The organism is Micromonospora sp. NPDC004336 (genome assembly GCF_053602615.1).
This window is the reverse complement of sequence record NZ_JBSGDY010000004.1, coordinates 1-18169: the sequence shown is the minus strand read 5'-3', so window position 1 is coordinate 18169 and position 18169 is coordinate 1. Positions and strand designations below refer to the sequence as shown.

General features: G+C 74.2%; 17 protein-coding genes and 1 pseudogene. 7 read left to right on the top strand and 11 right to left on the bottom strand.

Going from position 1 to position 18169, the window contains the following annotated elements; all coding sequences use genetic code 11:
- The first annotated feature begins 61 nt into the window (after positions 1 to 61).
- Positions 62 to 976, top strand: a complete 915-nt coding sequence (locus ACWENR_RS01735; RefSeq protein WP_452275162.1) for an SDR family oxidoreductase — start codon at positions 62 to 64, stop codon at positions 974 to 976.
- Here the strand turns inward: ACWENR_RS01735 and ACWENR_RS01730 are convergent.
- Positions 967 to 1974: a helix-turn-helix transcriptional regulator gene (locus tag ACWENR_RS01730; RefSeq protein WP_452275161.1), complete on the bottom strand. Its 1008-nt coding sequence runs from the start codon at positions 1972 to 1974 to the stop codon at positions 967 to 969. The genes ACWENR_RS01735 and ACWENR_RS01730 overlap by 10 nt on opposite strands.
- A gap of 82 nt (positions 1975 to 2056) precedes the next feature.
- Here ACWENR_RS01730 and ACWENR_RS01725 point away from each other — a divergent pair, with 82 nt between their 5' ends.
- Both ACWENR_RS01725 and ACWENR_RS01720 read left to right on the top strand, forming a co-directional pair.
- On the top strand, positions 2057 to 2848 hold the full coding sequence (locus ACWENR_RS01725) for an EI24 domain-containing protein (protein ID WP_452275160.1): 792 nt from the start codon (positions 2057 to 2059) through the stop codon (positions 2846 to 2848).
- Between the two features lies 1 nt (position 2849).
- A complete protein-coding gene (locus ACWENR_RS01720) occupies positions 2850 to 3365 on the top strand; it encodes an O-acetyl-ADP-ribose deacetylase (RefSeq protein ID WP_452275159.1) in 516 nt (171 codons plus the stop codon).
- 102 nt (positions 3366 to 3467) lie between these two features.
- On the opposite strand, the pseudogene ACWENR_RS01715 reads toward ACWENR_RS01720, so the two are convergent.
- The 8 genes and pseudogenes from ACWENR_RS01715 to ACWENR_RS01680 form a co-directional block, all read right to left on the bottom strand.
- Positions 3468 to 4364, bottom strand: a pseudogene (locus ACWENR_RS01715) (GNAT family N-acetyltransferase).
- Between the two features lie 3 nt (positions 4365 to 4367).
- The gene (locus ACWENR_RS01710; RefSeq protein ID WP_452275227.1) at positions 4368 to 4769 is read right to left on the bottom strand and encodes a RidA family protein; all 402 of its coding nucleotides are present in this window, start codon (positions 4767 to 4769) and stop codon (positions 4368 to 4370) included.
- Positions 4770 to 4906: 137 nt separating this feature from the next.
- Complete coding sequence (locus ACWENR_RS01705) at positions 4907 to 5914, bottom strand: LacI family DNA-binding transcriptional regulator (RefSeq protein ID WP_452275158.1); 1008 nt, start codon at positions 5912 to 5914, stop codon at positions 4907 to 4909.
- 19 nt (positions 5915 to 5933) lie between these two features.
- Positions 5934 to 7304 (bottom strand): GH1 family beta-glucosidase, encoded by a 1371-nt coding sequence (locus ACWENR_RS01700; RefSeq protein WP_452275157.1) that lies wholly within the window; start codon positions 7302 to 7304, stop codon positions 5934 to 5936.
- The gene (locus ACWENR_RS01695; RefSeq protein ID WP_452275156.1) at positions 7301 to 8134 is read right to left on the bottom strand and encodes a carbohydrate ABC transporter permease; all 834 of its coding nucleotides are present in this window, start codon (positions 8132 to 8134) and stop codon (positions 7301 to 7303) included. Before ACWENR_RS01695 ends, ACWENR_RS01700 begins: the two co-directional genes overlap by 4 nt.
- A complete protein-coding gene (locus tag ACWENR_RS01690; RefSeq protein ID WP_452275155.1) occupies positions 8131 to 9144 on the bottom strand; it encodes a carbohydrate ABC transporter permease in 1014 nt (337 codons plus the stop codon). The genes ACWENR_RS01695 and ACWENR_RS01690 overlap by 4 nt, the downstream gene beginning before the upstream one ends.
- A gap of 72 nt (positions 9145 to 9216) precedes the next feature.
- A complete protein-coding gene (locus tag ACWENR_RS01685; protein ID WP_452275154.1) occupies positions 9217 to 10521 on the bottom strand; it encodes an ABC transporter substrate-binding protein in 1305 nt (434 codons plus the stop codon).
- A gap of 299 nt (positions 10522 to 10820) precedes the next feature.
- The gene (locus ACWENR_RS01680) at positions 10821 to 11582 is read right to left on the bottom strand and encodes a maleylpyruvate isomerase family mycothiol-dependent enzyme (RefSeq protein ID WP_452275153.1); all 762 of its coding nucleotides are present in this window, start codon (positions 11580 to 11582) and stop codon (positions 10821 to 10823) included.
- A gap of 70 nt (positions 11583 to 11652) precedes the next feature.
- Between ACWENR_RS01680 and ACWENR_RS01675 the strand changes: the two genes are divergently transcribed.
- A complete protein-coding gene (locus ACWENR_RS01675; RefSeq protein ID WP_452275152.1) occupies positions 11653 to 12744 on the top strand; it encodes a UDP-N-acetylmuramate dehydrogenase in 1092 nt (363 codons plus the stop codon).
- Positions 12745 to 12920: 176 nt separating this feature from the next.
- Here the strand turns inward: ACWENR_RS01675 and ACWENR_RS01670 are convergent, their stop codons facing one another.
- Both ACWENR_RS01670 and ACWENR_RS01665 read right to left on the bottom strand, forming a co-directional pair.
- Positions 12921 to 13718, bottom strand: coding sequence for a class I SAM-dependent methyltransferase (locus tag ACWENR_RS01670; protein WP_452275151.1), 798 nt, complete (start codon positions 13716 to 13718; stop codon positions 12921 to 12923).
- 13 nt (positions 13719 to 13731) lie between these two features.
- Positions 13732 to 14496 (bottom strand): SDR family NAD(P)-dependent oxidoreductase, encoded by a 765-nt coding sequence (locus ACWENR_RS01665; RefSeq protein ID WP_452275150.1) that lies wholly within the window; start codon positions 14494 to 14496, stop codon positions 13732 to 13734.
- Positions 14497 to 14677: 181 nt separating this feature from the next.
- Between ACWENR_RS01665 and mshA the strand changes: the two genes are divergently transcribed.
- From mshA to ACWENR_RS01650, 3 genes are all read left to right on the top strand, one after another.
- Positions 14678 to 16033 carry a D-inositol-3-phosphate glycosyltransferase gene (gene mshA, locus ACWENR_RS01660; RefSeq protein WP_452275149.1) on the top strand — a complete coding sequence of 452 codons (1356 nt, stop codon included), beginning with the start codon at positions 14678 to 14680 and terminating at the stop codon, positions 16031 to 16033.
- Positions 16034 to 16084: 51 nt separating this feature from the next.
- A complete protein-coding gene (locus ACWENR_RS01655) occupies positions 16085 to 16699 on the top strand; it encodes a YbjN domain-containing protein (RefSeq protein WP_452275148.1) in 615 nt (204 codons plus the stop codon).
- A 226-nt stretch (positions 16700 to 16925) separates the two neighbouring features.
- Positions 16926 to 17804 (top strand): hypothetical protein, encoded by an 879-nt coding sequence (locus tag ACWENR_RS01650; RefSeq protein ID WP_452275226.1) that lies wholly within the window; start codon positions 16926 to 16928, stop codon positions 17802 to 17804.
- Positions 17805 to 18169: the final 365 nt, after the last annotated feature.

Here is an 18169-nt window from a genome sequence, read left to right as displayed (position 1 = left end):
GCATCGCATCGCCGCGCGAAACCGGACTTCCGTTGTCAGGTATCGCTGCCAGGCTCGCCGTATGACGAAACCGTTGGCAGGCAGGATCGCGCTCGTCGCCGGGGCGACACGGGGCGCCGGCCGGCAGATCGCCGTCCAGTTGGGCGCGGCCGGCGCCACCGTCTACGCGACCGGTCGCAGCAGCCGGGCCGGCCGCTCCGAGATGGGCCGGCCGGAGACCATCGAGGAGACCGCCGAGCTGGTCACCGAGGCCGGTGGCACCGGCATCGCCGTCCGGGTCGACCACCTCGTGCCGGAGCAGGTCCGCGACCTGGTGGCCCGGATCGACGCCGAGCAGGGCCGGCTCGACGTGCTGGTGAACGACATCTGGGGCGGCGACCCGCTGACCACCTGGGAGAAGCCGGTCTGGGAGCAGCCGCTGGACGCCGGGTTCCGCGTCCTGCGGCTGGCGGTCGACACGCACATCGTCACCAGCCACTTCGCGCTGCCGCTGCTGGTCCGCCGCCCCGGCGGGCTGGTGATCGAGGTCGGCGACGGCACCCGGGAGTACAACGACACGACCCGCCGGCTCTCGGTCTTCTACGACCTGGCCAAGGTCTCGGTCAACCGGCTCGCCTTCAACTGGGCGCACGAGCTGGCGCCGCACGGGTGCACCGCCGTCGCGCTCACCCCGGGCTGGCTGCGTTCGGAGGCGATGCTGGAGCACTTCGGCGTCACCGAGGAGAACTGGCGGGACGCGCTCGACCGGGAGCCGCACTTCGCCATCTCCGAGTCGCCCGCCTTCGTCGGGCGGGCCGTGGCCGCCCTGGCCGCCGACGAGGACCGGGCCCGCTGGAACGGGCGGTCCGTGTCCAGCGGCGAGCTGGCCAGGGTGTACGGCTTCACCGACGTCGACGGCAGCCGGCCGGACGCCTGGCGGTACATGGTCGAGGTGCAGGACCCGGGCAAGCCGGCCGACGTCACCGGCTACCGCTGAGCGGAGGCGTCCCGCCCGGGCGGGGGCGGCGTGGCGTAGAGCTCGGCTGACCGTCGGGCCGCCTCGGCCAGCCGCGCCCGCAGCTCGGACGGGTCGAGCACCTCCGCCTCGGGGCCGAGCCCGAGCAACTGCTGGTACGCCACGTCGGCGGACTCGACGGGCAGCCGGAGCACCATCCGGCCCTGCCCGTCGGGGCCGTCGGCGGCGGCGAGCGCCTCGTCGTACACGAAGGGGGCGTCGACCAGGTGCCGGAGCTGGCGCAGGCCGGCGGGGCTCAGCCGGACCGTCACCCGGGCCCGGAGCATGTCCCGCAGGAACGCCTCGGCCTGCTCCCGCCAGTATCGGGCCAGGTCGAAGCCCTCGTCCCGGTCGAACGTCTCCGCGCCGACCTCGACGCCGGTCACCCGGTCCACCCGGTACGTGCGGGTGTCGTCGCCGACCCGGCCGACGAGATACCAGACCCCGTTCTTGAGCACGAGCCCGTACGGCCGCACGGTGCGCGTCACCTCGCGGTCGCCGCGCCGGTAGCGCAGCTCGACCACCCGGTCCCGCCAGACCGCCCCGGCCAGCTCGGTCAGCCACGGCGGCGGCCCCGCCTCCCGGAACCAGCCGGGCACGTCCAGGTGGAACCGCTGCCCGGTGCGGGCCGGCGCGTCGCGCAGCGCGGGCGGCAGCGCGGCCAGCACCTTCAGCTCGGCCGAGGCCACCGCGTCGGCGAGCCCCATGTCGCCCGCCGGGCCGCGCAGGCCGGCCAGGAAGAGCGCCTCCGCCTCGTCCCGGGTCAGCCCGGTCAACCGGGTGCGGTAGCCGCCGACCAGCCGGTACCCGCCGGCGCGCCCACGGTCGGCGTAGACCGGGACGCCGGCGGCCGAGAGGGCCATGACGTCCCGGTAGACGGTGCGTTCCGAGACCTCCAGCTCCCGCGCCAGCTCCGCCGCGGTCATCGTCCCCCGCGCCTGGAGCAGCAACACCAACGAGATCAACCTGGCCGCCCGCACCCGTCCATCCTGCCGCTGCCCGCCCGGCCGCCCTCGGCCGCCTCCCGGCGCCGGTCCGGCACGGCCACTAGGCTCTGCGGTCGTGAACGCACCCCGTACCGTCGCTCCCGTGACCGGCGTCGTCGGCCGGTTCCTCACCGGTGTGGGCCTGCTCCTGCGCGGCCTCGGCCTCTACGTCCGCAGCCCCGGGCTGATGCTGCTGGGCGTCGTGCCGGCGCTGATCTCCGGCGCGCTCTTCGTGGCCGCGTTCGCCACCCTGGCGTACTTCGTCGACGACCTGGCCGCGCTGGTGACGCCGTTCGCCGACGACTGGTCGGCCACCTGGCGCGGCCTGGCCCGGGTGGTCGCCGGGCTGGCCCTCCTCGGGCTCGGCGGCCTGCTCGCCGTCGTCAGCTTCACCGCGGTCACCCTGGTCATCGGCGACCCGTTCTACGAGAAGATCTCCGAACGGGTGGAGGAGCGGCTGGGCGGCACGCCCGGCGCGGTCGACGTGGCGTTCTGGCCGTCGCTGCGGCGCAGCCTCGCCGACTCGGTACGCCTGGTGGGCCTGTCGGTCCTCTTCGGCATCCCGCTCTTCGCCGCCGGCTTCGTCCCGGTGGTCGGCCAGACCGTGGTGCCCGTGATCGGCGCGGCGGTGGGCGGCTGGCTGCTCGCCGTGGAGCTGGTCGGCGCTCCCTTCTACCGGCGCGGGATGCGCCTGCCGGACCGGCGGGCGCACCTGAAGGCGGACCGGCCCGTCACGCTCGGCTTCGGGGTGGCCGTCTTCGTCTGCTTCCTGATCCCGCTCGGCGCGGTGCTGGTCATGCCGGCCGCCGTCGCCGGGGCGACCCTGCTGGCCCGCCGCTCGCTCGGCCAGTCCGTCACGGAGGGCTGACGTGCGGGTCACGCTGGTCGAGGGGGACATCACCACGCAGCGGGTGGACGTGATCGTCAACGCCGCGAACTCGTCGCTGCTCGGCGGCGGGGGAGTGGACGGCGCGATCCACCGGCGGGGCGGCCCGGCCATCCTGGACGAGTGCCGGGCGCTGCGCGCCTCCCGGTACGGTCGCGGCCTGCGGACCGGCCAGGCGGTGGCCACCACCGCCGGCAACCTGCCGGCCCGGTGGGTGGTGCACACCGTCGGGCCGGTCTGGTCGGCCACCGAGGACCGCTCGGCGCTGCTGCGCGACTGCTACGCCAACAGCCTGCGGGTCGCCGACGAGCTGGGCGCGGCCGGCGTGGCGTTTCCGCTGGTCTCGGCCGGCGTCTACGGCTGGCCGGTCGAGGACGCCGTGCGGCAGGCCCTGTCGGTGCTCCGCCCGGCGGCCCCGGCGCACGTCACCGAGGCCCGGCTGGTGCTCTTCGGTGCCGGGACGCTGTCGGTCGCGCAGCGGGTGTACGACGCCGGCTGACCGGGGCCGTCGGGAGGCTCGCGCAGGCAGGACCTGCTCGTCGTCGACCGGGGCGGTCAGGAGAGCTCGCGCAGGCAGGACCAGCTCGAGCCGACCGGGCGGTCAGGAGAGCTCGCGCAGGCAGGACCAGCTCGAGCCGACCGGGCGGTAGCCGAGCCCGACGTTGATCGCCAGCATCGGCGCGTTCGCCTCGTCGTTCGAGGTGTAGGCGACGCGTACCCCGTTGGCGGTGGCGCGGTGCAGGGCCGCCGTCTTGGCCAGCCGGGCCAGCCCGCGCCCCCGGTGCTCCGGGACCGTGGCGGTGTAGTCCGACCACATCCGGTCGCCGTCGCGGATGACGAGGCTCAGGGCCACCACCTCGCCGCCGGTCTCGGCCGCCGTGCTGGCCGCGCGGTCCAGGCCCAGGTTCTCCCAGGTCTCGGAGCGCCAACGCGCGTAGCTGATCGCGTCGGAGGGCACGTCCCCGGGCTCGTCGGCCGCCGCCGCCGTCTCGGCCAGGTAGACCCGGTGCGGGTCGACGTCGGTCAGCGGCAGCAGCCGTACGCCGGGCGGCGGCTCCGGCATCGGCGGGGCCGGCCGCAGGTCCAGCCCGGAGTGGCGCAGCTCCCGGCTCGGCGTGAAGCCGTGCCGGCGGGCGAACGGCAGCGACTCCGGCAGCGCCCAGGTGCGCACCCGGCGCGCCCCGATCTCCCGCAGGTGCCCCAGCGCGGCGGTCAGCAGCGCGGTGCCGGCGCCCCGGCCCCGGTGCTCCGGGTGCACGTGCAGCGTGGAGACCTCGCCGACGTCGGGCTCCGAGGTCTGGTCGTTGCGGTAGGCCGACGCCCATCCGACCACCGCGTCGTCCACCTCGACGACGTACGCGGTCCACTACTCCTCGGGCGGGGGCTGGGCGATCATGCGGCGGGTCGACTCGACGCCGCGCACCAGGTAGGGGTGCACGAGGGCGCGCAGCGCCACCACGGCGGGCGCGTCGTCGGGGCGGGCGGTACGGATCCGCACGGGTCAGCCCTCCCCGCGTACGGCGGCGACGGCCTCGACCTCGACGAGCTGGTCGTCGTAGCCGAGCACGGCCACCCCGAGCAGGGTGCTGGGCGGCTCGTGGTCGCCGAACGCGTCCCGGACCACCTCCCAGACGGCCACGAGGTCGGCCTGGCGGGACGACGCCACGTACACCGTGGTCTTGACGACATCGGTGAGCCGGGCCCCGGCCGCCGCGAGGGCGGTCTCCAGGTTGGCCATCACCTGTCGGGCCTGGCCGACCGGGTCGCCGGGCGCGACGGTGCGCCCCTCGGCGTCGAGCGGGCAGGAGCCGGCGGTGAGGACGAGCCGGGACGGCGGCTCGACCGTGGCGGCGTACGCGTATTCGGCGACGTCGGAGAGGGCGGGTACGCGGATCAGGTTCACGGTCACGCGCGCGACGCTACCGACGCCGGCACCACGCCTCCACGGATTAACCCGCCGCCCGCCGGCGGTGCGGGGCGGGCGCCCCGCCCGGGCGGAAGGGCGCCCCGCCCGCGCGGGAGGCCGCCCGCCCGCACCCCTCAGGCCGACTCGCGGACGATCAGCTCGGTGGGGAGCACCACGGCCGGCTCGATCGCCTCGCCGTCGGCCAGCCGCAGCAGCAGCCGGGTCATCCGCCGGCCGAGTTCCACGATCGGCTGGCGGACGGTGGTCAGCGGCGGTTCCGTGTACGCCGCCGTCTCGATGTCGTCGAAGCCGATCACCGCCACGTCGTCCGGCACGCGCCGCCCCGCCTCGCGCAGCGCCCGCAGGGCGGCGTGCGCCATCAGGTCGGAGGCGGCGAAGACCGCGTCGAGGTCGGGGTGCGCCGCCAGGAGCTGACGCATCGCCGTCGTCCCGGACTCCCGGGTGAAGTCCCCGGTCGCCACCAGCGCCGGCAGGCCGGCCTCGGCGACCGTGTCGCGGTAGCCGGTGAGCCGCTCGATGCCGGCCACCATGTCCTGCGGCCCGGCGATGGTGGCGATCCGGCGGCGACCGCCCTCGATCAGGTGCCGGACCGCCCGCGTCACCCCGCCGACGTGGTCGACGTCGACGTAGGGCACCTCCGCGCCGTCGAGCGGGCGACCGCTGCACACCACCGGGATGCCCAGCCGGGCGAGCCGGCCGGGCAGCGGGTCCTCGCCGTGCAGCGAGGCGAAGAGCACCCCGTCGACGTGCCGCCCGGTGGTGTAGCGCTCGACCCGGTCGTGCCCGGCGGGGGAGCCGGCCAGCATCAGCACGAGCTGCTTGTCGGCCGCCTCCAGCTCCTGTGCCGCGCCCCGGATGATGCCGGGGAACACCTGGTCGTCGGAGAAGACCCGGGTGGCGGCCTCCGGCAGCACCAGGGCGATCGAGTCGGTCCGCTGGGTGACCAGGCTGCGGGCGGCCAGGTTCGGCACGTATCCCAGCTCGGCCACCGCCCGGCGGACCGCCTCCCGGATCGGCTCGGCGACGGTCGTGGAGCCGTTCACCACCCGGGAGACGGTGGCCCGCGAGACCCCCGCCCGCCGGGCCACCGCCTCCAGCGTCGGCCGTTGCGCCGTCGTCATCCCCGTTTTCACCGCCTCGTCACAGCCCGTTCCGGGAGATCACCTCCTGGTACCACCGGGCGCTGGACTTCGGTGTGCGTCGCTGGGTCAGGTAGTCGACGTGGATGATCCCGAACCGCCGGCGGTAACCCTCGGCCCACTCGAAGTTGTCCATCAACGACCATACGAGATAGCCCCGGAGGTCCACGCCCCGGGAGATCGCCTCGTGCGCGGCGCGCAGGTGCCCGTCGAGGTAGGCGATCCGGTCGGCGTCCACGACCTGCCCGGCGCCGTCCGCGACGGCGTCGTCGGGGAACGCCGCCCCGTTCTCGGTGACCATCAGCGGCACGCCGGGGTAGTCGGTGGCGATCCGCTCCAGCAGCCGGGTCAGCCCCGCCGGCTCGATCATCCAGCCCATGTCGGTCAGCGGGCCGACGGGCGGGAGGAACTCCACCGCGCCCCGCGTGCCGGGGTACGCGCTGCCGCCCGCGCCGCCCGGCCGGCCGGCGACGTAGGTGGGCGCGTAGTAGTTGATCCCGAGCAGGTCGACCGGGGCGGCGATCAGCTTCTCGTCGCCGTCGCGGACGAACGTCGGCTCGACGATCCGGGCCACGTGCTCCAGCACGTCGTCGGGGTAGGCCGCCCGCAGCAGCGGGTCGAGGAAGATCCGGTTGTGCAGGCCGTCGACCAGGCGCACGGCCGCCGCGTCGGCGGCGCTGTCGGGGTCGGCCGGGCGCACGTCGGCCGGGTTGACCGTGATCCCGACGGTGTCCGCGCCGGCCGCGCGCAGCGCGCGGGCCGCCAGCCCGTGCCCGAGCAGCAGATGGTGTACGGCGGTGAAGGCCGCGCCCGCGTCCCGCCCGCCGGGGGCGTGCACCCCGTTGCCGTAGCCCAGGTAGGCCGAGCACCACGGCTCGTTGAGCGTGGTCCAGGTGCCCACCCGGTCGCCGAGCCGGGCGTGCACGGCGGTGGCGTACGTGGCGAAGTGCTCGGCGGTCTCCCGGCTGGTCCAGCCGCCCCGGTCCTGGAGGTTCTGCGGCAGGTCCCAGTGGTAGAGCGTGACGATCGGGTCGATGCCCCGGGCCAGCAGCGCGTCGACCAGCCGGTCGTAGAAGTCCAGGCCGCGCGGGTTGACCGGGCCGCTGCCGTCCGGCTGGATCCGCGGCCAGGCCACCGAGAAGCGGTACGCCTTCAGCCCGAGCTCCGCCATCAGCGCCACGTCGTCGGCGTACCGGTGGTAGTGGTCGCAGGCGACGTCGCCGGTGTGCCCGTGGTGGACCCTGCCCGGCGTACGGCTGAAGGTGTCCCAGATCGACGGGCCGCGACCGTCGGCGGTGGCCGCGCCCTCGATCTGGTACGCGGCGGTGGCCGCGCCCCAGACGAAGTTCTCGGGGAATCGCAGAGTGCTCACGCCTTGACCGCACCTTCCATGATGCCGCCGATGATCTGGCGGCCGAACAGGACGAAGACCAGGAGCAGCGGAAGGGTGGCGATGGCCGTCCCCGTGAACACCTGGGACATGTCGGTGTAGTACCCGTCGGAGAGGGTGCGCAACGCCAGCTGCACGGTCGGGTTCTCCGGATCGTTGAGGACGGCGTACGGCCACAGGAAGTCGTTCCAGGTGGTCATGAACGTGAGCAGCCCCAGCACGGCGGCGGCCGGGCGCAGCGCCGGCAGCACCACGTTCCAGTAGATCCGCGCGGTGCCGCAGCCGTCGATCCGGGCCGCCTCGATCAGCTCGTCGCTGACGGCCTGGCCGGCGTACTGCCGCATCATGAACACCCCGAACCCGGTGACCAGGGCCGGCACGATCACCGCCGGCAGCCGGTCGTTCCAGTTCAGCCTGGTCATCAGCAGGTAGAGCGGGATGACGCCGAGCTGGGTCGGCACCATCATCGTCGCGATGATGACCATGAGCAGAGCGTTGCGTCCCCGGAACCGCAGCTTGGCGAACGCGAACCCGGCCAGGGTGGAGAAGAACACCACGGAGACGGTGACCGTGGACGCCACGATCGCCGAGTTGACCAGGCCGGTCACGAAGTACGCGTCGGTGTTGCCGAGCAGCCGGGAGACGTTCGCGCCGAAGTTGCCGCCGGGGGTGACCGGGGGCGGCAGCTGGCCCATCGCGTCGTTGGAGCGGCTCGCCACCACGAACATCCAGTAGATCGGGAAGACCGACAGGACGCCGGCGGCGATCAGCGCGGCGTAGGTGAGCCGGCTGGCGGCCCAGAGGCGGGTCATCGTGGTCCCTCCTTCGGTCGCGCGTCCGCCTTCGGGGGCCGCGCGCCCCCGCCGAGCCGGCGCAGGAGCAGCACGTTGACCGCCGCGACGACCGCGATCAGCGCGAAGAGCAGCCACGCCACGGCCGAGCCGTACCCGAAGTTGTAGTGCGGAGCGAAGGCGTTCTCGAACATGTACATGGTCACGGTCTGCGACTCCCGCAGCGGTCCGCCCCGGATCGGGTTGGTCCCGGAGTGGAAGAGCCGGGGCTCGGTGAAGAGCTGGAGCCCGCCGATGGTGGAGATGATGACGGTGAAGATGATCGTCGGCCTGAGCAGCGGCACGGTGATCGACCAGAACTGCCGGGCCCGGCCGGCCCCGTCGATGGCCGCCGACTCGTAGAGGTCGCGCGGGATGGCCTGCATCGCGGCCAGGAAGATCAGGGCGTTGTAGCCGGTCCAGCGCCAGTCGACCATGGCGGAGATGGCCACCCAGGAGGCGAACCGGTTCGACTTCCACTCGACCGCGTCGATCCCGACCAGGTCCAGCAGCCAGTTCACCATGCCGAAGTCGCGGCCGAAGAGCACCCCGAAGACGATCGCGACGGCGGCGGTCGAGGTGATGTTCGGGATCAGCACCGCCATCCGGAACGTGGTCCGGGCGCGCAGTTGCCGGTTGAGCAGGTTCGCCAGCCAGAGCGCGGCCAGCAGCTGCGGGACGGTGGAGATGACGAAGATGCCGAGGGTGTTGACGACCGCGTGCCAGAAGTCGGCGTCGGCCAGCAGCCGGCTGTAGTTGTCGAGGCCGACGAACGGGTGGTCGCTGCCCAGCAGGTCCCAGTCGTGCAGCGAGACCCAGAGGGTGTAGGCCAGCGGGTACACCCCGAACACCGCGAAGAGCACGAAGAACGGGGCGATGAACAGGTAGGGCGAGAACTGCGTGTCGAGGCGGCTGAGGCGCGTCCCCCGCGTACGCCGGCCGGCGCGGGGCGCCGGTGCGACCGGCGGGCGCGCGTCGAGCTGGACGGTCATGCCCGAACACTCCTTTCCACGGTGCGGGCGGGACCGGCGCCCCGGCGCCCACCCGCCCGCACTCGGCTCGGGCTACTTGGCGGCGGCCTTCTTCGCGTTGTTCACCGCGTCCGTCCAGCCCTGGTCGGGCTTGCGCTGGCCCAGCTCCACCGTCCGGACGGCGTTCTCGACCTCGGTGCGTACGGCCTGGTTCTTCGGCCCCATGTAGACGGGCTTCAGGGTCTTGGCGCCCTCGCCGAAGATCTGCCCGACGGGGGCGTCGGAGAAGTACGGGTTCTTCGCGTCGACGATCGCGGGATCGGCCAGCGCCTGCGGCGAGGAGGGCAGCGGGCCCTTGGCCTTGAACGCCCCGATCTGGCCCTTGGCGCTGGTCAGGAACTTCGCCAGCTCGATCGCCTCGGCGCGGTGCTTGCTCTGGGTGGGCACGGCGAGCCACGACCCGCCCCAGTTGCCGCCGTTGCCGGGCACCCGGGCGATGTCCCACTTGCCCTTGGCCTCCGCGCCGGCGTTGCCCTCGATGACGCCGGTCATCCACGCCGGGCAGGCGATGGTGGCGAACTTGGCCTGCTTGAAGGCCGAGACCCACTCCTCCGACCAGGAGCCGTACCTGCCGGAGAGGCCGGAGTCGATGATGTCCATCGTGGTGTCCCACGCCTGGCGGACGGCCGGGTTGCTGTCCACCACCAGGTTGTCGCTGGTGTCGTAGTAGTGGTAGCCCTGCGCGTTGCCCGCGGTCTGGAGCACGATGGTGTTGAAGATGTTGGTGGCGGCGTCGAGGAAGGCCGCCCCGGTGTTCTTCGCCTTGAACTGCTCGCCGACCCTGATGTAGTCCTGCCACGTCGGCCAGAGCTTCGACACGGCGTCGCGCTCGGTGGGCAGCCCCGCCTTGGCGAACAGGTCCTTGCGGTAGCACATCGCCATGCCGCCGACGTCGGTGCCGAGGCCGATCAGCTTGCCGTCCTTGGTCTTGCCGCCCTCCCACTTCCACTCCAGGAAGTTGCCCTGGAGCTCGGCCCCGCCGTGGTCGAGCAGGTTGACGAAGTGGCCGGGGTTGGCCTTGTACTCGACCATCAGCCCCTCCTCGATGGCGACGACGTCGCCCGCGCCCTTGCCGGCGGCGAGCCACTGGGTCAGCTTGGGCGAGTAGTCGTCGAGGTTGGTGCCGGTGCCCCGTTCGACGATCTTCACGTTGGGGTGGCTGGCCATGTACTCCTTGTAGAGCTCCTCGTAGCCGAACTGGCTGAACACGTCGACCGTCAGCGTGATCTGGCCGTTCTCGGCGGGTTCGTCGTCGCCGGCGCAGCCGGCGGTGACGAGCAGCGCGGTGGCGGCGACGAGAGCCACCGCCGCCAGGCGGCGGCGCGGAAGGACACCCATGCTTTCGGACCCCTCTCAGGTCGTCTGAGGTGGTGAGGAAGGTGGTGGAACAGAGCTGAGAGAGCGCTCTCACGACAGGGTGGGGGCTGGCGGGGTCGGTGTCAAGAGAGCGCTCTCCGTCGCACGGGGGCGGCGCGTCCGACCGGGTCCGTCGGGGCGCTCACGACAGTGGCCGCCCCCTCGCTCGGGGACGGCCACTGTCGTCGGCGGTACGGCGCCCGCAGGTGTCGCCGGGTGCGGTCGGCGTCGGTGTGTGCGACTACGCGAAGCCCTCGGGGCCCGGCTCCGCGCGGCGTAGCTCAGCCGACCCGGAGGCCCTCGAGCAGGGCGCGGTCGCCGGCCACGTCGAGCGTGTCGAAGCTGACCCGGCCCCAGAGCGCGAGCAGCAGGTCGCTCGCCGTGCCGCTGACCTGGACCCGGGCGTGGTGGTCGTCGTGGTCGAAGATGGTGGCGGTGTCGAGCAGGGCCACCCCCTCGCCGCGCAGCCGCAGGAACCACTGCTGGGCGGCGTCGACCGCCGAGAGCTGCACGACCCCGTGCCACTGGCCGGCGGTGCGGCGGCGGCCGGCGGGCAGCCACGTGTCCAGCACCTCGCCCACCCCGTCGGCGGCGAGCTTCGCCTCGACCGGCTCGCCGGCGGCGATCGCGAGCTGGGCGTCCCAGCGGTGCACCGCGGTCTCGTGCGCCATCCGGCGCGGCCAGAAGCCCGCCTTCTTCGGCTGCGGCGCCCAGTTCCAGGCCGGGGCCTCCGGGTCGAGGGTGTCGAAGAGGACCATCAGCTGGTCGTACGCCTGCTGCCAGAGCTGGAGCGGGGCGACGCCGGGCTCCGCCTCGACCGGCTCGGACCTCCCCGGCGACGGGGTGGCCGCGCCGGAGCCGGCGAACGAGTGCACCCAGCGGTAGATGGAGGTCAGGTGCAGCGTCAGGTCGGCGACGGTCCAGCCGGGACAGGACAGCACCGGTGTCTCCGGCGGGGCCTCGGCCGCCGCCGCGGCGAACGCCGGGCCCTCGGCCCGGAGCGCGCCGATCCAGAAGTCCTTCGTGCCGTGCAGTCTGCTCATCGCCATCCTCCCGGGGGTGACCGGGCCACCAGTGGGCGCCGCGGCTACCCCTCAGCCTAGGGTGAAAGGCGTGTCAGACGTCTACGCCCAGCCGACAACCGGAGCCGAACCCGCCGATACGTGCGAACTGGCGCGATACACCACATTGCGCCTGGGCGGTCCGGCCGGCCGCGTCGTCGCCGGCACCGACGCCGACGAGATCGTCCGGGCGATGCGGGAGGCGGGCGACCGCGACGAGCCCGTCCTGGTCCTCGCCGGGGGCAGCAACGTCGTGATCGGCGACGCCGGCTTCCCGGGCACCGTGGTCCTGGTCCGCTCGCGTGGCCTGCGGGTCGTCGCCGAGGACGCCGAGACGGTCACCGTCCGCGTCGAGGCCGGCGAGCCCTGGGACGACCTCGTCGCCGCCACCGTGGCCAACGGCTGGTCCGGGCTGGAGTGCCTCTCCGGCGTTCCCGGCTCGACCGGCGCCACCCCGATCCAGAACGTCGGCGCGTACGGGCAGGAGGTCGCCGAGACCATCACCGGCGTCCAGGTGCACGACCGGGTCGACGGGACCGTCGGGCGGATCGCCGCCGCCGACTGCGGCTTCGCGTACCGGTCCAGCATCTTCAAGTACAGCGACCGCTGGGTGGTGCTCTCGGTCGACTTCCGGCTGACCCGCTCGCCGCTGTCCGGCCCGGTGCGCTACGCGGAGCTGGCCCGGGCGCTCGGCGTCGAGGTGGGGGGCCGGGTGCCGCTGGCGGAGGCCCGGGCCACCGTGCTGCGGCTGCGCGCCGGCAAGGGCATGGTGCTCGACGCGGCCGACCCCGACACCCGCTCGGTCGGCTCGTTCTTCACCAACCCCGTGCTGGACGCGGCCGCGTACGAGCTGCTGCGCGAGCGCGCCGCCGAGCTGGGGGAGCCGCCGTCCTGGCCCTGCCCGGGCGACATGGTCAAGGTCAGCGCGGCGTGGCTGATCGACAAGGCCGGCTTCGGCAAGGGCCACCCCGGCCCTGAGGGCACCGCCATCTCCAGCAAGCACACCCTCGCCCTGACCAACCGCGGCGGCACCGCCAGCACCGCCGCCCTGGTCGAGCTGGCCCGGGAGATCCGCGACGGCGTCCACCGCCGCTTCGGCGTCACCCTCCACCCCGAACCCGTCCTAATCAACTGCACCCTCTAACCCCCCCACCCGCCCCCACCGCCCCCAACCCCGCCGCCCCGCGCCCCCCACCCCGCGCCCCCACCTCCGCGATCTTGCACTTGCTGCCCCGGCGTAACGGACAAATCACGCTATTCGGGGGCCGAAAGTGCAAGATCGCGGATAGCTAGGGGGAGGGGGAGGGGAGGGGGGAGCGGTCAGGTGGGGGTGATGGTGGGCCAGGGGAGGGTCAGTTCGCCGTGGCGCCAGCGGCGGGGGCCGTCGAGGACCGGCCAGCCCGCCTCGCGTACGGCGGCGACGGCGCGTAGCCAGCGCTGGCGGGGGCCGAACGGGGCGTAGCCGGCGGCGGCGTGCCAGGCGTCGTCCAGCGCCCCGAGCAGGTGGTGGATCCGCTCGCCGGGCACGTTGCGGTGGATCAACGCCTTGGGCAGGCGCTCGGCCAGCTCCGCCGGGGTGCCGAGGGTGGTGAGCTTCGCGGCCAGGGTGAGCGTACGGGGGCCGTCCGCGTCGAGCAGCACCCAGCCGCCGAGCCGGCCAAGCTCGTCGCAGGTGCCCTCCACCAGCAGCCCGCCCGGGGCCAGCGCGCCGGTCATCGTCCGCCACGCGTCGGCCACGTCGCGCTCGTCGTACTGGCGCAGGACGTTGAACGCGCGGACCAGGGCGGGCCGCAGCCCGGCCAGCTCGAAGCCGCCCCGGGCGAAGGTCAGCCGGGGCGGGTCGGCGGCGGGCTGGGCGGCGGCCACGCGTACCGGATCGATCTCCAGCCCGACCACCCGCACGTCGGCGCGGACCCCGGCGGCCAGCCGGGCGCGCAGCTCGACGGCGGTGACCGGGGTGGCGCCGTAGCCGAGGTCGACCACCAGCGGGTCGGCGGCCTCGCGCAGCGTCCCGCCGCAGGTCTCGACGATCCAGTTGTCGACCCGGCGGAGCCGGTTGGGGTTGGTCGTCCCCCGGGTCGCTACGCCGAGCGGCCGGTGCCGCGCCGTGCCCGCCATCGTCCGCGCCGGGTCAGCCGGCCCGGTGCACCTTGTGCTGGGCGGCCTGCGCCAGCGGGCGCACCACGAGGCGGTCGACGTTGACGTGCTGGGGGCGCGTCGCGCACCAGGCGACGCAGTCGGCCACGTCGTCGGCGACGAGCGGTTCGGCGACCCCGGCGTAGACCGCCTCGGCCTTCGCCGTGTCGCCGTCGAAGCGCACCAGCCCGAACTCGTCGGTCTTGACCATGCCGGGGTCGATCTCGATCACCCGGACCGGCCGGCCGCAGAGCTCCAGGCGCAGCGTGCCGGCGACGGCCGTCTGCGCGTGCTTGGCGGCGGTGTAGCCACCCCCGCCCTCGTAGACGGTGAAGCCGGCGGTGGAGGAGACGATCACGATGGTGCCGGCCCCGGACGCCTCCAGCGCGGGCAGCAGCGCCTGGGTGACCCGCAGCGTGCCGAGCACGTTGACGTCGTACATCCACTGCCAGTCGCCGACCGACCCGGACTCGACCGGGTCCAGCCCGCGCGCGCCGCCGGCGTTGTTGACCAGCAGGGTGACCGGCCCCGGGGCGGCGGCCGCGGCCTCGGCGAGCCCGGCCACCGACTCGTCGGAGGTGACGTCGCAGGCCACGGCGGTGGCCGCGCCCCCCGCCGCCTCGATCTCGGCCACCAGGGCGGCCAACCGGTCGGTGCGCCGCGCGGCGGCGAGCACGTGGAAGCCCTCGGCGGCGAGCCGGCGGGCGGTGGCCGCCCCGATCCCGCTGGACGCTCCGGTGACGACGGCGACAGAGGTCATCCGGCCATTCTCACCCGGGCGCCGCGCCGGGCGGCAGCGGCCCGGTGATGAGGTCCGTCACGCCCGGAGGTCGTCGCCGCGCATCACCGGGACCGGATCGGGAAGATGACACCCGGCGAGGACGTTGTCCGAAAAGCGCCGGGCGTGCGGGACGGCTTGAACCGTGACAGAGGGAGCGGACGTGGCGGAAGTGCACACCGGTGTCGGTCGTCAGCGCGGTGCGCGTCCGTGTCCCCGCCCCCGGCGGATCGCCACGCTCTCGGTGCACACCTCGCCCCTGCACCAGCCGGGCACGGGCGACGCGGGCGGCATGAACGTCTACATCCTGGAGATCGCGCGGCGGCTCGCGGAGGCGAACGTCGAGGTGGAGATCTTCACCCGTGCCACCTCCGGCGACCTGCCCCCGGTCGTCGAGACCGCGCCCGGGGTGCACGTCCGGCACGTCACCGCCGGCCCCCTCGAAGGGCTCACCAAGGAGGAGCTGCCGGGCCAGCTCTGCGCCTTCACGGCCGGCGTGCTGCGCGCGGAGGCGTCCCGCCCGCCGGGCCACTACGACCTGATCCACTCCCACTACTGGCTCTCCGGCCAGGTCGGCTGGTTGGCCAAGGAGCGCTGGGGGGTGCCGCTGGTGCACACCGCGCACACCCTGGCGAAGGTCAAGAACGCCCAGCTCGCCGCCGGGGACCGGCCGGAGCCCAAGGCCCGCGTCATCGGCGAGGAGCAGGTGGTCGCCGAGGCCGACCGCCTCGTCGCGAACACCGCCGTCGAGGCCCGGGACCTCATCGACCGGTACGACGCGGACCCGGCCCAGGTGACGGTGGTCGAGCCCGGCGTGGACCTGGACCGGTTCCGCCCCGCCCCCGAGAGCGGCCGGCACGCCGCCCGCCGCCGCCTGGGGCTGCCCGAGGCCGGGTACGTGGTGGCCTTCGTCGGGCGGATCCAGCCGCTGAAGGCGCCCGACGTGCTCGTCCGCGCGGCGGCGGCGCTGCGCGAGCGCGACCCGGCGCTCGCCGACGAGCTGACCGTGGTGATCTGCGGGGGCCCCAGCGGCAGCGGCCTCGACCGGCCGACGGCCCTGATGGAACTGGCCGGCTCGCTCGGGGTCGCCGACCGGGTGCGGTTCCTGCCGCCGCAGACGGGCGACGACCTGCCCGCTCTCTACCGGGCGGCGGATTTGGTCGCCGTACCGTCGCACAACGAGTCCTTCGGCCTGGTGGCCCTGGAGGCCCAGGCGTGCGGCACGCCGGTCGTGGCCGCCGCCGTCGGCGGCCTGGTGACCGCGGTCCGCGACCAGGTCAGCGGCGTACTGGTCGACGGCCACGATCCGGTCGAATGGGCCCGTACGCTCGGCCGGCTGCTGCCGGACCGGCTCCGCCGGGCCGAGCTGTCCCGGGGCGCGGCCCGGCATGCCCGCGGTTTCTCCTGGCACCGGACGGCCTCGGGGCTGCTCGCCGTCTACGGCGAGACGATCGGCGACCACCGCGCCCGGCTCGCCTCGGAGCTGGCCGGCGGCGCGGCCATGTCCTGCTCCTGGTGACGGGCCGCCACGACCCGGTGGCGGGTCGGCGGCGGCCGTAGAGTGGGTCCGATGAGCGCGAAGAGTGATCTCGGGTCCCTGATCGAGGCGGTCTGCGACGAGCGGGAGCTGGCCTGGGAGCGGACCGGCCCGGGCTCGTACGCGGTCACGCTGCCGGGCACCCACAAGCTGAAGACGGTCTGCAACCTGATCGTCGGCGAGCACGCGCTGCGGATCGAGGCGTTCGTGATGCGCCAGCCGGACGAGCGGCGCGAGGAGCTGTGGGCCTGGCTGTTGCAGCGCAACGCCCGGATGTACGGGGTGTCCTTCTCCATCGACGCGGTCGGCGACGTCTACCTGACGGGCCGGGTCAACCCGGCGGGCGTCGACGCCGACGAGCTGGACCGGCTGCTCGGCGCGGTGCTGACGTACTCCGACGAGTCCTTCGACACGATGCTGGAGATCGGCTTCGGCAGCTCGATCCGCCGCGAGTGGGAGTGGCGGGTCAGGCGCGGCGAGTCCACCGCGAACCTCGCGGCGTTCGCGCACCTCTTCGAGCCGTCCCCCGCCGCCGGCCCGTCCCCCGCCGCCGGCCCGGACGTCGCCGCCGGTCCGGACGCCACCGACGGCCCGGATGGCGATGCCGGCTCGGACGCCGCCGCCGGCTCAGGGCGGGCCGCCGGGTAGTCGGGGGCCCCTGGGCGAGGTTCGGACCGGTCCTGACGGGTATGCCGCACCGCGCGGTGCGGCACTGGGACCCGCCGCGCGCCGAGGACCAACTGTCGAGGAGCGTGAGCGTCCCATGGCTCAGCGGAACAGCTCAGGTCGCGGCGGGACTGCGACCAGGACGAAACGGCAGGCGGGCAACCAGACCCCGAACACGCCGGGGATCTCCGAGTCCGAGATCTCGCGGATGAAGGTGGACGAGATACGGGGCCAGCTCCGCCGGCGCGGGGTCTCCGGGATCTCGGCGCTGCGCAAGCCGGAACTGGTGAAGACGCTGGCGCGGACCCTGCGGGCGGAGCGTCCGTCGGGTGGGGCCGCCCGGCGGAGCACCGGGCCCGCCGGCCGCGCGGCGGGAGCGAAGGCGTCGGCCGGCCGGGCCGCCGCCACGAAGAAGGCGGCGACGGGCCGGGCCGCGGGCAAGGCGGCCCCGAGCCGGGCGAAGGCCGCGAACAAGACCGCGCCGGCGAAGAAGGCCCCGGCGAAGAAGGCCCCGGCCAAGAAGGCCCCGGCCAAGAAGGCCGCGGCGAAGGCCGCCCCCGCGAGGAAGGCGGCCCCGGCGAAGAAGGCGACGCCCGCGAAGAAGACGGCCGCCGCGAGGAAGGCGGCGCCGGCGGCCCGGAAGACCACGGCGGCGAGGACCACCGCGTCGGCGCGGACGGGCCCGGCGGGCGGCGGTACGGCGACCAGGGCGACCCCCGTCCGTACCGGGCGGAGCACCTCGCGGTCGGTGCGTTCGTCGCAGCCGATCACCTCGACGGCCGACCGGCCCGAGCGCCCCGGCCGCAGCCTGGTCACCACCAACCACGAGGTGATCCGGCGCTGGGCGCGGGAGCGCGGCGCGAAGCCGGCGACGATCGCGGGTACCGAGCGGGAGGGCCGGGCCGGCGTGCTCACCTTCAACATGCCGGGCTACCGGGAGAGCCGCCGGATGCGCGAGATCACCTGGGACGAGTGGTTCCGTACGTTCGACGAGCGCAAGCTGAACCTGATCTACCAGGAGCAGCTCCGCGACGGCCGGCCCAGCAACTTCTTCCGGACGGAGTCGCCCGATCGGGAGGACGCCTGACGTGTTTGGCGGAATGGTCGGCGGGTATCCGCTGTTGGCCACGGAGGAGGGGCCGCGCGGCGACGCCCGGGGTGGGACACCGGCGCTGTGATCGGCGAGACAGCCCATCCGGCTTGTTTCGGGAAACCGGGCGAACTAACTTTATTGCACCGCGCCACGCTTGGAAACGTTCGGGGGAGCGGCGGATCGATCAGATCCGTGCACCGAGCGAGGCGCAGGGGACGGGTGGAACAACACCGTTGGGGGACGGTGGCCACCTGTTTGGACCGGCGGCGCGAGCGGGCGACGCCTACGGGGGTGGGTATCGCCCGCCGCCGCCGGTCATACCGTGCGAGCGCCCGTCACGACCACCGGTCGTGACGGGC

What these genes read in the sequence shown, in the direction of transcription:
- ACWENR_RS01685 (WP_452275154.1), bottom strand. Translation starts at nt 10,521, where the DNA reads ATGGGTGTCCTTCCGCGCCGCCGCCTGGCGGCGGTGGCTCTCGTCGCC.
- ACWENR_RS01665 (WP_452275150.1), bottom strand. Translation starts at nt 14,496, where the DNA reads ATGACCTCTGTCGCCGTCGTCACCGGAGCGTCCAGCGGGATCGGGGCG.
- ACWENR_RS01690 (WP_452275155.1), bottom strand. Translation starts at nt 9,144, where the DNA reads ATGACCGTCCAGCTCGACGCGCGCCCGCCGGTCGCACCGGCGCCCCGC.
- ACWENR_RS01670 (WP_452275151.1), bottom strand. Translation starts at nt 13,718, where the DNA reads ATGGCGGGCACGGCGCGGCACCGGCCGCTCGGCGTAGCGACCCGGGGG.
- ACWENR_RS01695 (WP_452275156.1), bottom strand. Translation starts at nt 8,134, where the DNA reads ATGACCCGCCTCTGGGCCGCCAGCCGGCTCACCTACGCCGCGCTGATC.
- ACWENR_RS01735 (WP_452275162.1), top strand. Translation starts at nt 62, where the DNA reads ATGACGAAACCGTTGGCAGGCAGGATCGCGCTCGTCGCCGGGGCGACA.
- ACWENR_RS01650 (WP_452275226.1), top strand. Translation starts at nt 16,926, where the DNA reads ATGAAGGTGGACGAGATACGGGGCCAGCTCCGCCGGCGCGGGGTCTCC.
- ACWENR_RS01655 (WP_452275148.1), top strand. Translation starts at nt 16,085, where the DNA reads ATGAGCGCGAAGAGTGATCTCGGGTCCCTGATCGAGGCGGTCTGCGAC.
- ACWENR_RS01680 (WP_452275153.1), bottom strand. Translation starts at nt 11,582, where the DNA reads ATGAGCAGACTGCACGGCACGAAGGACTTCTGGATCGGCGCGCTCCGG.
- ACWENR_RS01705 (WP_452275158.1), bottom strand. Translation starts at nt 5,914, where the DNA reads ATGACGACGGCGCAACGGCCGACGCTGGAGGCGGTGGCCCGGCGGGCG.